The following is an 11,927-nucleotide window of genomic DNA, read 5'->3' on the forward strand; positions in this document are numbered from 1 at the left end:
CTGAGGAGGGGCTGAGCCTCGGCGAAGACCCGTCTCGAAGGACGGGGTGCGCACACAGCCCTTCGAGACGCCATTTCGACAAGCTCAATGGCTCCTCAGGACGAACGGATGTTGGAATGATCGGCATCAGATCACCCAGTCGCCGGCAGCGGGGTCGGCAGGTTTCAATGTCAGGTCGGGGCGCACGGTCGGGCCGAGCGCGCGGATGCGGTCCTTGATATGCGCGGGGCGCGGGCCGCCGGGGGTCGGCGTGCCGTCGATGATATAGGGGGTGTTGACGCGGCGCGCGCCTTCCTCCGCCTGCAATATCGCCTCGCCGGCCTCGCCGACGTCGGCGGCATCCTCGACGTGAAGCGACCAGTCGCGTCCCGTCCACCAGATGACCGCGCCGCTCTTCAGATCGTTGCCGGTCAGAAGTCGCATGAAAAATCCCTTATCGAAGAAAAGGCGCCGGGAGCGCCGAGACAATCGAGCGCGTCGGCTCGCGCGGCGACCTTGCCGACGATGATCAGTGCGGGGCTCTGCACCTTTTCGCGCGCGACGAGGTCGCCGAGGTCGGCGAGCAAGGTGCGCAGCACGCGCGCGTCGGCGCTCGTGCCGCGCTCGACAACCGCAACGGGGAGGCCGGGGGACACGCCGTCGGCGATCAGCTTGTCGGCGATGGCGGGGGCGGTCGCGAGGCCCATGTAGATGACGAGCGTGCGGCCATGGCCCGCGAGCCCCGACCAGTCCTGATCGGTCAGATCCTTGCACTGGCCCGCGACGAAGCTGACCGCGCTCGCATCCTCGCGGTGCGTGAGCGGCAGGCCGGCCTGCGCCGCGCAGCCCGCGGCGGCGGTGATGCCGGGGACGACTTCGCACGCGATGCCCGCCTCGCGCGCCGCGTCGAGCTCTTCGCCGCCGCGGCCGAAAATGAAGGGATCGCCGCCCTTCAGCCGCACCACCTGCTTGCCGGCGCGCGTTTCGCGAATGAGCAGTTCGTTGATGCTCTCCTGCTTCATCGTGTGGCGGCTGCGCTGCTTGGCAACGCTGATCCGTTCGACACGCGCGGGGATCAGCGCGAGCACGCCTTCGCCGACCAGGCCGTCGTGGACGATCAGGTCGGCGCTCTCGATCAGCCGCGCCGCGCGCAGCGTCAACAGATCGGGGTCGCCGGGGCCGGCGCCGACGAGCCACAGCTTGCCCGCGGACGGGAGAGGGGCAGGGGCTTTTGTCATGCCGCCAAAATGGTTCGGCGGCGAAGGAAACGCAAAGCAGCCTTTTTTGCCCCCGGTGAAGGTAAATTTGGGGGGATAGGCGAACGACCCATCTCCTCTCGTCATTGCGAGCGGAGCGAAGCAATCCAGGGCGGCCTCGCGAAGCTCTGGATTGCCGCGCGGCTTCGCCGCTCGCAATGACGGAGCGCTATAGAAAGCCCTTGCGCACGAGCTTCGGCGCGTCGTGGTCGCTCTCGCGCAGGCCGACCCCGATCGAGGCGCGCAGCGCGTCGCTTTCCGAACTCGCGACCGGATAGGCGCAATAGTCGGCGGCGTAGAAGGCGCTCGGCCGATGGTTGCCCGACAGGCCGATGCCGCCGAAGGGCGCCGCCGACGAGGCGCCGTTGGTCGGGCGGTTCCAGTTGATCACGCCGGCGCGGGCATTGGCCCAGAACTGGTCGTAGAGCTGGGGCGTGCCGCCGATCAGCGCCGCAGACAGGCCGAAAGCGGTGTTGTTCGCCTCGGCGATCGCAGCCTCGAAGCTGTCGACGCGGACGAGCTGGAGCAGCGGCCCGAACAGCTCGATGTCGGGACGCTCGGGCATCGCCGTCACGTCGATGATGCCGGGGGTCAGGAAGGGGCGGTCGGCGATCGGCCGCGTCATGTGGCGGATCACCTGGCCGCCGTTCGACATCAGAATCAGGAAACTTTCGGTGAGGCCGTCGGCCGCCTCATTGTCGATCACCGGCCCCATATAGGGTGCGGGGTCGGCGTGTGGATGGTCGACGATCAGGCGGTTCGTCAGGTTGCGCACCTCGTCGATCAGCGCTTCGGCCACCGTTTGCCGGACGATCAGGCGCCGCGCATTGGTGCAGCGTTGCCCCGCGCTCAGAAAGGCCGACTGGACGACGAGCATCGCGGCGGTGCGAATGTCGGGCGTGTCCCAGACGACGATGGGATTGTTACCGCCCATTTCGAGCGCGAGGATCTTGCCCGGGCGGTCGGCGAACTGGCGGTTGAGCGCGACGCCGGTGCGCGCCGACCCGGTGAAGAGCAGGCCGTCGATGCCGTCATGCCCCGCGAGCGCCTTGCCCTGGTCGGGGCCGCCGATGACGAGCCGCAGCACCTCTTCGGGAACACCCGCACTATGGAATAGCTGGGCGAGCTTCGCGCCGACCGCGGGGGTCTTTTCCGATGGCTTGAAAATGACCGAATTGCCCGCGAGCAGTGCCGGGACGATGTGGCCGTTCGGCAGGTGCGCGGGGAAATTATACGGGCCGAGCACCGCGAGCGCGCCGTGCGGCTTGTGGCGCACCGCGTGGCGCAGGCCCATCGCGCCCTCGATGCGGCGGTTCGGCGTCCGCTCGGCATAGGCCTTTACCGAAATATCGACCTTGGCCGCTACCGATTCGACCTCGGTGCGCGCTTCCCACAGCGGCTTGCCCGTTTCGCGCGCGATCAGGTCGGCGAAGCTTTCGGCATCCGCCTTCACGCGATCGGCAAAGCGCCGCAGCGTTTCGGCGCGATAGGCCAGCGGCTTCGCGGCCCAGCCGGGCCACGCTTGCCGCGCGGCGGCGACTTCGGCGTCGACGTCGCTGATGCCGCCGCGCCACAATTCGGCACCGGTCGCCGGTTCGTGGGAGATCAATTCTTCGCTCATCGCCGCAACCGTCCGCCACACGGAAATGCGCCGATCGGCGGGACACGGGCATCTGTCGCTGGCTGGAGCATCCCCCGGCTCTTATCGACGAAAGGCGGGCGCGGCAACCGTCTGGCGGCGCTGCGAACGACCGCTTGCGCCGCGCGCCGGGGTTGGCGATAGATGCGCGCGAGACAGGCGAAAAAAGGGGGATGGCCCATTTCGGTCAAGGACGAGATCAGCCGCGACTGGAGCGACCATTATTGGTGGTCGGCCGACGGCGTCCGGCTGCACGCGCGCGTCTATGACGGGCCGGAGGAGGCCGCCGCGGCGCCGCCCATTCTCTGTATGCCCGGCCTCGCGCGCAATGTCCGCGATTTCGAGGATTTGGCGCCGCACGTCGCCCGGCATCGCAGGACGATCGTGATCGAGTTTCGCGGGCGCGGCGAAAGCGCCTTTGCGAAGGACCCGATGACCTATGTGCCGCTCACCTATGTGCAGGACGTCGTGCCGCTCCTCGACGAATTGGGGATCGACCGCTTCGCCACCATCGGCACCTCGCTCGGCGGTCTCGTCTCGATGCTGATGGCGGCGAGCATGGCGGGGCGGCTGGCCGGCGCGGTGCTCAACGACGTCGGACCCGAACTCGAAAAGGCCGGGCTCGAGCGCATCCGCGACTATATCGGTGCGGGCGGCAGCCAGCCGACCTGGGTGCACGCGGCGCGCGCCTTTGCCGAACTCAACGGCGCCATCTATCCGGGTTACGGTATCCACGACTGGCTGCGGCTGACCAAGCGCACACACCGGCTGACCCCAGAGGGGCGCATCGTCACCGACTACGACAAGCAGATCGCGGCGCCGCTGCGGCTCGCCGGCGACGAGCAGGGGATCGACCTCTGGCCCGCCTATCGCGCGCTCGGCGACGTGCCGGTGCTGATCCTGCGCGGCGCGCTCTCCGACATATTGGCGGCGGGCGCGGCGCGAAAAATGGCCGACGCGCTTCCGAACGCGCGGCTCGTCGAGGTGCCGGGGGTCGGCCATGCGCCGACGCTGGACGAGGCCGAGGCGCGCGCGGCGATCGACGCCTGGATGGCGGAGCTTCCGGCCGCGTGAGCGCTCGCAACGAAGCCCGGTCTCGCTGGCCGATCCGGATACTCCATCTTCATTCGAGCTTTTCGCTCGGCGGCAAGGAGGCGCGCGCGGTTCGCCTGATGAACCTGATGGGCGATCGGGCGCATCACACGATCCTGTCCGCCGTGCCCGGGGCGCTCGGCGCGCGCGCGGCGATTGATCCCGCGATCACCGTCGATTTTCCCTCCGACGCACCGGAACTGCACGGCAAGCCCTCGCTCGCTCGCTATCGCGAACTGGCGCGCTATTTCTGCGACTTCGATCTGGTGCTGAGCTATAATTGGGGCGCGATGGACGGGGTGATGGCGCGCCGTGTCCATGGATCGCGTTGGCCGGGCGCCATGCCCGATCTGATCCACCATGAGGACGGCTTCAACGAGGATGAGAGTGTCCGGCGCGACTGGAAGCGGAGCCTGTTCCGCCGCGCCGCGCTGCCGACGGCTGCGGCGGTCGTGGTGCCATCGACGGTGCTTCAGCGCATCGCCGCCCGCGAATGGGGCGCCGGAAAGCGCACCCGCCTGATCCGCAACGGCATCGACGTTGCCGCCTATGCTGCCCCGCCGAGCATTGCGATCCCCGGCCTTCGGCGCCGTGAGGGCGAGGTCGTGATCGGAACCGTGGCCGGCTTGCGCAAGGTCAAGGATCTGCCGCGCCTCGTGCGCGCGGTCGCGGCGCTGCCCGCCAATGTCCGGCTGGTGATCGTCGGCGAGGGGCCGGAGCGCGATGCGATCCGCACCGAGGCCGCGGCGTGCGGCATCGCCGATCGCCTCGTTCTGCCCGGCTTCATGGCCGAGCCGGCGCGCTGGATCGGGCATTTCGACCTGCTCGCCCTGTCGTCGCGCAGCGAGCAGGCGCCGATCGCGGTGATCGAGGCGATGGCGGCGGGACTCCCCGTGGTCAGCCCGAATGTCGGCGACGTCGCGGCGATGGTGTCAAAGGCCAACCGGCCCTTCGTCGCGGCCGCCGAGGCCGGGTTTCGCGCCGCGCTGGCGCGAATGGCCGAAGACCGGGCGCTGCGGTGCGCCGTCGGCGCCGATAATCGGCGCGTTGCCGCCCAACGCTTCGACGAATCAATCATGGTCGCGGCCTACGAAAATCTCTATAGTTTATCCTTGGAAGGTTACAGCCCGTTCAGCGGGCACCGGACAGGGATTGATTGACAAGGGGCGCCGTCTTCCGCTTACGGAAACGGAAATCGGGGACCGGCAGCGTGCTGCGCGCCGGCGGAGAGAAAGAGGTTTACAGTGTTCAAAGGTTTGAAGCCCATCGTTTACGGCGGCCGTGAAGTGTGGCCGCTCGTCGAGGGCGGGAAGGGCGTGTCGGCGACCAACCATGCGTCGAGCGGCGCATGGGCCGCTGCGGGCGGGATCGGTACCGTTTCGGCGGTCAACGCCGACAGCTATGACGCCGAAGGCAAGATCATCCCGCAAATCTATCGCGCGCTCACGCGCAAGGAGCGGCATCAGGAACTGGTCGCCTATGCGATCGACGGCGCGGTCGAGCAGGTCAGGCGTGCGCACGACATCGCCGGCGGCAAGGGTGCGATCAACATCAATGTCCTGTGGGAAATGGGCGGCGCGCAGCAGGTTCTCGAAGGCGTGCTCGAACGCGCCAAGGGTCTCGTCACCGGCGTCACCTGCGGCGCGGGCATGCCCTACAAGCTCAGCGAGATCGCGGCGCGCCACAATGTCCATTATCTGCCGATCATCTCTTCGGCGCGCGCCTTTCGCGCGCTGTGGAAGCGCGCCTATCACAAGGTCGCGCATCTGATGGCGGCGGTGGTCTATGAAGACCCGTGGCTCGCGGGCGGACACAATGGCCTGTCGAATGCCGAGGACCCGTTGAAGCCCGAAGATCCCTATCCGCGCGTCAAGGCGCTGCGCGACACGATGCGCGCCGAAGGCATCGCCGACGAGGTGCCGATCGTGATGGCGGGCGGCGTCTGGTATCTGCGCGACTGGGAAGACTGGATCGACAATCCGGAGCTCGGCCAGATCGCCTTTCAATATGGCACGCGCCCGCTGCTGACGCGGGAAAGCCCGATTCCGCAGGACTGGAAGGACCGGCTGCGCACGCTCGACGAAGGCGATGTGCTGCTCCACCGCTTTTCGCCAACGGGCTTTTACTCGAGCGCGGTGCGCAACCCCTTCCTGCGCGACCTCGAAGCGCGGTCGGAGCGCCAGATTCCCTATTCGAAACAGGAAGCCGGCGACCATGTCGTCCAGCTCGACGTCGGGGTGAAGGGCAGGAATTTCTGGGTCACGCCGCACGACCGCGACCGCGCGCGCGACTGGTTCGCCGAAGGCTATACCGAAGCGCTCAAGACCCCCGACAATACGGTGGTCTTCGTCACCGAAAGCGACCGCGACATGATCCGCAAGGACCAGGCCGACTGCATGGGCTGCCTGTCGCACTGCGGCTTTTCGGCGTGGAAGGACCATGACGATTATTCGACCGGCTACCTCGCCGACCCGCGCAGCTTCTGCATCCAGAAAACGCTGCAGGACATCGCGCACGGCGGCGACGTCGAACAGAATCTGATGTTCGCGGGCCACGCCGCGTTCAACTTCAAGACCGATCCCTTTTATTCGAACAATTTCACGCCGACGGTGAAGGAGCTGGTCGACCGGATTCTGACGGGGGATTAATATCCACCGTCATTGCGAGCGAAGCGAAGCAATCCAGAGGAGCCATGCGCGAACGTCAGCCTGCGGTATATATGATGGCGAACCGGCGCAACGGGACCATTTATACCGGGGTGTCATCACTGCTCGTTCGCCGTGTCTGGCAGCACCGCGAGGGTCTTGGAGGCTTCTCGCAACGCTATGGCTGCAAAATTCTCGTGTGGTTCGAGAGGGACGAGACAATGGAAGCGGCCATCGCGCGCGAGAAGCAGATCAAGGCCGGAAGCCGCGCCAAAAAGTTGGCGCTGATTGAGGCGGACAACCCGCTTTGGAACGATCTGTGGCCAGTGATCATTGACGGCAGCGAGTGACGCTCTGGATTGCTTCGTCGCTGCGCTCCTCGCAATGACGCAGTTCAATAGAGCATCGTCATTGCGAGCGAAGCGAAACAATCCAGAGCGGCCATGAACAGCGGTTGACGCGCGGAAACAGCGCTAAACCCACCCCTCCAGCACCTGGTCGGGCGGGCGGTGGCCGTCGGCCCAGGCGCGGATGTTGGCGATGACCTTTTCGCCCGATGCCTCGCGTCCCTCGATCGTCGCCGAGGCGAGGTGGGGGAGCAGCACGGCATTGTCGAGGGCGAGCAAATCGGGGTCGACGTCGGGCTCGCGCGCATAAACGTCGAGGCCCGCGCCCGCGATGCGCCTTGCTTTCAGCGCCGCGATCAGCGCCTTTTCATCGACGATCTCGCCGCGCGCGGTGTTGATCAGATAGGCGCTCGGCTTCATCGCCGCGATGCGCCTGGCATTCACCATCTCGTGCGTTTCGCTGGTGTGCGGGCAGTGGATCGTCACCACGTCGCTGATCCTGAGCAGCGTGTCGAGGCTCGCGTGATAGCTCGCGCCGAGTTCCTCCTCGATCGCTTCGGGCAGGCGCTTTCGGTTGTGGTAATGGATCGACAGGCCAAAGGCGCGCGCGCGCCGCGCGACCGCGAGGCCGATGCGCCCCATGCCGACGATGCCGAGCAATTTTCCGCCGACGCGGTGGCCGAGCATCGCGCTCGGTGCCCAGCCCTGCCAATTCCCCGATCGCATCAGCTTCTCACCCTCGGCCAAGCGGCGCGGGACGCTGAGGATCAGGGCCATCGTCATGTCGGCCGTATCCTCGGTAAAGACGCCGGGGGTGTTCGCGACCATGATCCCCTTCTCCCGTGCCGCAGCGAGGTCGATATGATCGACCCCGGCGCCGAAATTGGCGATCAGTTTGAGCCGGTCGCCCGCCGCTTCGATGATCTCCGCGTCGATCCGGTCGGTCACCGTGGGGACGAGGACGTCGCAGTCGCGCACCGCTGTCTTGAGTTCTTCGGTCGAGAAGGCGTGGTCGTGCGCCGACAGCACCGCGTCGAACAATTCGGCCATGCGGCCTTCGACATGGGGCATCAGCTGGCGGGTGACGATGACGCGCGGGCGTTTCGGGCGAGGCGAGTCGGGCATGGCCGCCGATAGAGCGCGCGCCGCGCGGGGGGTCAAGAGGCCGGGGTGAGGACCTGTTAATTGCACGTTCGAGGTTTGAAGCGATTTTGTTCGGTGCGAGGAGGCAAGGCGTAGGAATATGTCGATATTTCAAGGCTTGCCAACGAAGCAATGGACAAAGCCTGTCCCCGCGAAGGCGGGGATCGGCCAAATCCCGAAGGGACGCCGAAATGGCTTCGATCTCGCCTCCGCGCGGTCTTGCGGGCAGAACCACTACCCGCTGCGCCCGCGCGGAGGCGATATCTTCGCCATTTCGACGCCTCGAACATGCAATTAACAGGTCCTGACCCCAAGTCGCGACAAGCCTGTGGACGATCGGCCGCCGCGCTGTTGCGACCGGTTGAAAAGGCGCGCGGATTTTGACAAGGCGGTGGCATGAAAATCCGCCATTTGCTCGCTGTCATTGTGGCCGTCGCCGCTATCGGTCCGGGCATCGTCGTGGCGGTCGCGCGCTATGCGCCGGCGGCGGCACAGGCATCGGACGAGGTGCAATTGCCCTATTGGGCGTCGATCAGCGTCGATCGCGCGCGGATGCGCAAGGGGCCGTCGATGGACGTGCCGGTTTTGTGGGAATATCGGCGCAAGGATCTGCCGGTGAAAGTGATCGCGCGCCACGATCTGTGGCGCAAGGTCGAGGACCCCGACGGCGCGCAGGGGTGGATGGCGGCGCGCCTGCTCAGCCGCACGCGCACCGCGATCGTCACCGGCGAAATCCGCCCGATGCGCGAATCGCCGACGCCCGGCGCCGCGGTCGCCTATCGCGCCGAACCCGGCGTCGTCGGCCGGATCACCGACTGCAAGGACGGCTGGTGCCGCTTCGACGTCAGGGGCCGCAAGGGCTGGATCGAAACCGGCCATATCTGGGGCGACTGATTTGACGAGGGCCGGGCGCTTGTCCGCCCGGCCTTTGCTCCGTTTCGAGTCCTCTGCGGATCAGAAGAAACCGCGATGCACGCGTACAACCGCACCGCTGCGCAGGTTGACGAGCAGCAGGTCGTTATAGTGGCGAACATAGGTCAGCCCGGCGCCGGCGCGCGGAAGGTGCCAGCGTGCGTCATAGGCCAGGCGATAGGCGGGCGCATAATAGCGCGTGCCCAGCCGGGTTCCGACCGCGAAGCTGCGATAGCGGAACGGCGCGTGCCAATTGGCGTAGCGGCGGTCGCGCTTCCAGTCGCGCGCGTCTTCGCGATATTCCTGACGCGCGCCGCGCAATTCGCGATGTTCTTCGCGGACGTCGCGCCGGTCGCCATAGCGAACTGCCTGCCGGACGTCGCGTTTTTCCTGACGAATGTCCTGCCGGTCGCGGCGCAGTTCGCCGGGCGAGGTCGCGGCCGAGGCCGCCGCCGGGATCATCATGGCGGCGATCAGGCCGGCGGTGAGAAATTTGCTCTTCATGTGCCATTCCTTGTCTTGCCGTCAGGGGGGAGGGGATCTGCCCGATGACAGGAGAAGGATTAGGCGAGCGCGCTTGAACCGGTCCGGAATGCCGCGTTTAGTTTCAGGACATTAGTGTCGCAAAATGTCGCGGTTGAGCGTCGACGGTTCGTCAGACCAGCTCGATCGCCACCGCGGTCGCTTCGCCGCCGCCGATGCACAGGCTGGCGATGCCACGCTTCTTGCCGCGGTTCTGCAGCGCCGCGATCAGCGTCGCGATGATGCGCGTGCCGCTCGCGCCGATCGGATGGCCGAGCGCGGTCGCGCCGCCGTTGACGTTGATCCTGTCGTGCGGGATGCCGAGGTCGTGCATCGCGAACATTGCGACGCAGGCAAAGGCTTCGTTGACCTCGAACAGGTCGACGTCGCCGATCGACCAACCGGCCTTTGCCAGCACCTTGTTGATCGCGCCGATCGGGGCGACGGTGAAGTCCTTGGGTTCCTGCGCGTGCGCGGCGTGCGCGACGAGCTTTGCCACCGGCTTTGCGCCCTTCTTTTCGGCGACCGACTGGCGGGTCAGCACGACGGCGGCGGCGCCGTCGGAGATCGACGAGCTGGTCGCGGCGGTGATCGTGCCGTCCTTGGCAAAGGCGGGGCGCAGCGTCGGGATCTTGTCGGGATTGCCCTTGCCTGGCTGTTCGTCGGTATCGACGACGACCTCGCCCTTGCGGGTGGTCAGCGTGACCGGGGTGATTTCGGCGGCAAAGGCGCCGTCGGCGATCGCGGCCTGCGCGCGGCGCAGCGATTCGATCGCATAATCGTCCTGCGCCTGGCGGCTGAGCTGATAGGCATCGGCGGTGTCCTGCGCGAACGTCCCCATCGCGCGGCCCGCGTCATAAGCATCCTCCAGCCCGTCGAGGAACATATGGTCATAGGCGGTGTCGTGGCCGATGCGCGCGCCCGAGCGATGCTTCTTGAGCAGATAGGGCGCGTTGGTCATCGACTCCATGCCGCCCGCGACGGCGAGGTCGATGCTGCCCGCGGCGAGTGCCTCGGCGCCCATGATGACGGTCTGCATCCCCGATCCGCAGACCTTGTTCACGGTCGTCGCCTGCACCGACTTGGGCAGCCCGGCCTTGATCGCCGCCTGCCGCGCCGGCGCCTGGCCGAGCCCTGCGGGAAGCACGCAGCCCATATAGATGCGCTCGACATCCTCGCCCTTCACCCCGGCGCGCTCGACCGCCGCCTTGACCGCGGTGGCGCCGAGATCGGTCGCGCTCGCATCCGACAAAACGCCCTGCATGCCGCCCATCGGGGTGCGGGCATAGGACAGGAAGACGACGGGATCGGTGGCGGTCATGACGAGAGACTCCGGTGGGAAAGTTGGTCGGTGGGTCGATTAGCCCAAATGCTGCAAATGCGAAAGGGGTAGGGGCCGATCACCGCTGCTTGGTATTACCCTTCTGAGGAGCCGTAGCGAGGATCGGTCCCGCGATCTGGCGCCGTCATTTCAAAGTTCAGGGAAGTTCAGCCCAATGCGGTCCCGTGCCGGACTGGCGCTCGCCGGGGCGGGTGGATCGCGGGCTGGCATGGAAAAAATGCTGCTCATCCGCAATCTTGAAGCATAGCGGGATATTGTAGGAAAGAAGTTTTTCGGGAGGACGTTCGGAAGGTTGATTTGGCTGTCGCCGTAATGCGGTGAGCGACCGGAAGGGGGTGGGAAGCGTGACGGTTATCCGTCACCCCGCCACCTTCGCCAGCAGCTTGAACGCTGCTTCCGGATCAGCGTCGACCATGCCGAGCAGCGTGCGCGCTGGTCCTTCGGGCACCCGGCGGCCCTGCTCCCAATCGCGCAGCGTGGCGGCGCTGATGTGGAGTTTCTCGGCAAAGGCGGCTTGAGACAGCTTCACCTTGCCGCGAATGGCCTTGATATCCGGCCCGGCCACAACCCTGCCCCGCGTGGTGTCACCTTCCGCGAAGGCGATCGCATCGTTGAGACCGGCGGTGATCTTGTCATATGCTCGCTTGGTCATGATAACCTCCTACAGCGTGCTCCTGAGTGTCTTCGTCAGGGCAGCGAGAGCATTGCGCTCGCCCTGCGACAGCGAAACCTTTTCTCCCTTGCCAAACACTGTGAGGAGGAAGACCGGTATGTCATCGCCCGCAAAATAGCTGATGACGCGATAACCGCCTGACTTGCCTTTGCCTGGCTTGGCAAAGCGGAGCTTGCGAGCTCCTCCACATCCCGGCATGATCTCCCCAATTTGCGGATTGGCGGCAATCATATCGACGACCGCCGTCCGCTCGTGGTCACTCATGCCTGCGTCCTTCGCGGCCGAGAGATAGGCGTTGGTTTCGATGACCGCGTGCATTTTCGTTATATACGGCAATGCCGTGGCTTATTCAAGCGAGAAATTGCGGCAATGCCGTA

At 66.3% G+C, this 11,927-nt stretch carries 13 protein-coding genes; 5 read left to right on the plus strand and 8 right to left on the minus strand.

All coding sequences use genetic code 11. The annotated features are described in order from the left end of the window. Window positions 1-126: 126 nt before the first annotated feature. From CHB69_RS02530 to astD, 3 genes are all read right to left on the minus strand, one after another. On the minus strand, window positions 127-423 hold the full coding sequence (locus CHB69_RS02530; protein WP_089214371.1) for a DUF2849 domain-containing protein: 297 nt from the start codon (window positions 421-423) through the stop codon (window positions 127-129). Further along, window positions 411-1,217, minus strand: coding sequence for a uroporphyrinogen-III C-methyltransferase (cobA, locus tag CHB69_RS02535; protein ID WP_089214771.1), 807 nt, complete (start codon window positions 1,215-1,217; stop codon window positions 411-413). Before cobA ends, CHB69_RS02530 begins: the two co-directional genes overlap by 13 nt. A 187-nt stretch (window positions 1,218-1,404) precedes the next feature. Beyond that, window positions 1,405-2,856 (minus strand): succinylglutamate-semialdehyde dehydrogenase, encoded by a 1,452-nt coding sequence (gene astD / locus CHB69_RS02540; protein ID WP_089214372.1) that lies wholly within the window; start codon window positions 2,854-2,856, stop codon window positions 1,405-1,407. A 162-nt stretch (window positions 2,857-3,018) separates the two neighbouring features. Between astD and CHB69_RS02545 the strand changes: the two genes are divergently transcribed. From CHB69_RS02545 to CHB69_RS02560, 4 genes are all read left to right on the plus strand, one after another. Then, complete coding sequence (locus CHB69_RS02545; RefSeq protein WP_089214373.1) at window positions 3,019-3,948, plus strand: alpha/beta fold hydrolase; 930 nt, start codon at window positions 3,019-3,021, stop codon at window positions 3,946-3,948. Then, window positions 3,945-5,126 carry a glycosyltransferase gene (locus tag CHB69_RS02550; protein ID WP_245836470.1) on the plus strand — a complete coding sequence of 394 codons (1,182 nt, stop codon included), beginning with the start codon at window positions 3,945-3,947 and terminating at the stop codon, window positions 5,124-5,126. Before CHB69_RS02545 ends, CHB69_RS02550 begins: the two co-directional genes overlap by 4 nt. Window positions 5,127-5,210: 84 nt before the next feature. Further along, window positions 5,211-6,614, plus strand: coding sequence for an NAD(P)H-dependent flavin oxidoreductase (locus CHB69_RS02555; RefSeq protein WP_089214374.1), 1,404 nt, complete (start codon window positions 5,211-5,213; stop codon window positions 6,612-6,614). 44 nt (window positions 6,615-6,658) lie between these two features. Continuing rightward, on the plus strand, window positions 6,659-6,961 hold the full coding sequence (locus tag CHB69_RS02560; protein WP_089214375.1) for a GIY-YIG nuclease family protein: 303 nt from the start codon (window positions 6,659-6,661) through the stop codon (window positions 6,959-6,961). A 123-nt stretch (window positions 6,962-7,084) separates the two neighbouring features. Here CHB69_RS02560 and CHB69_RS02565 read toward each other — a convergent pair whose 3' ends face one another. After that, a complete protein-coding gene (locus tag CHB69_RS02565; protein ID WP_089214376.1) occupies window positions 7,085-8,083 on the minus strand; it encodes a 2-hydroxyacid dehydrogenase in 999 nt (332 codons plus the stop codon). A 414-nt stretch (window positions 8,084-8,497) separates the two neighbouring features. On the opposite strand from CHB69_RS02565, the gene CHB69_RS02575 reads away from it, so the two are divergent. Then, window positions 8,498-8,995, plus strand: coding sequence for an SH3 domain-containing protein (locus CHB69_RS02575; protein ID WP_089214377.1), 498 nt, complete (start codon window positions 8,498-8,500; stop codon window positions 8,993-8,995). A 60-nt stretch (window positions 8,996-9,055) separates the two neighbouring features. Here the strand turns inward: CHB69_RS02575 and CHB69_RS02580 are convergent, their stop codons facing one another. The 4 genes from CHB69_RS02580 to CHB69_RS02595 all read right to left on the minus strand — a co-directional run bounded on the left by CHB69_RS02580 (window position 9,056) and on the right by CHB69_RS02595 (window position 11,868). Continuing rightward, window positions 9,056-9,517 (minus strand): RcnB family protein, encoded by a 462-nt coding sequence (locus CHB69_RS02580; RefSeq protein ID WP_089214378.1) that lies wholly within the window; start codon window positions 9,515-9,517, stop codon window positions 9,056-9,058. 151 nt (window positions 9,518-9,668) lie between these two features. Continuing rightward, window positions 9,669-10,856, minus strand: a complete 1,188-nt coding sequence (locus tag CHB69_RS02585) for an acetyl-CoA C-acyltransferase (protein WP_089214379.1) — start codon at window positions 10,854-10,856, stop codon at window positions 9,669-9,671. 379 nt (window positions 10,857-11,235) lie between these two features. Next, window positions 11,236-11,529, minus strand: coding sequence for a helix-turn-helix domain-containing protein (locus CHB69_RS02590; protein ID WP_089214380.1), 294 nt, complete (start codon window positions 11,527-11,529; stop codon window positions 11,236-11,238). A gap of 9 nt (window positions 11,530-11,538) precedes the next feature. Continuing rightward, window positions 11,539-11,868, minus strand: a complete 330-nt coding sequence (locus tag CHB69_RS02595; protein WP_089214381.1) for a type II toxin-antitoxin system RelE/ParE family toxin — start codon at window positions 11,866-11,868, stop codon at window positions 11,539-11,541. Window positions 11,869-11,927 lie beyond the last annotated feature (59 nt).

It is taken from the genome of Sphingopyxis indica (assembly GCF_900188185.1).
In the GTDB taxonomy this organism is placed as follows: Bacteria; Pseudomonadota; Alphaproteobacteria; order Sphingomonadales; family Sphingomonadaceae; genus Sphingopyxis; species Sphingopyxis indica.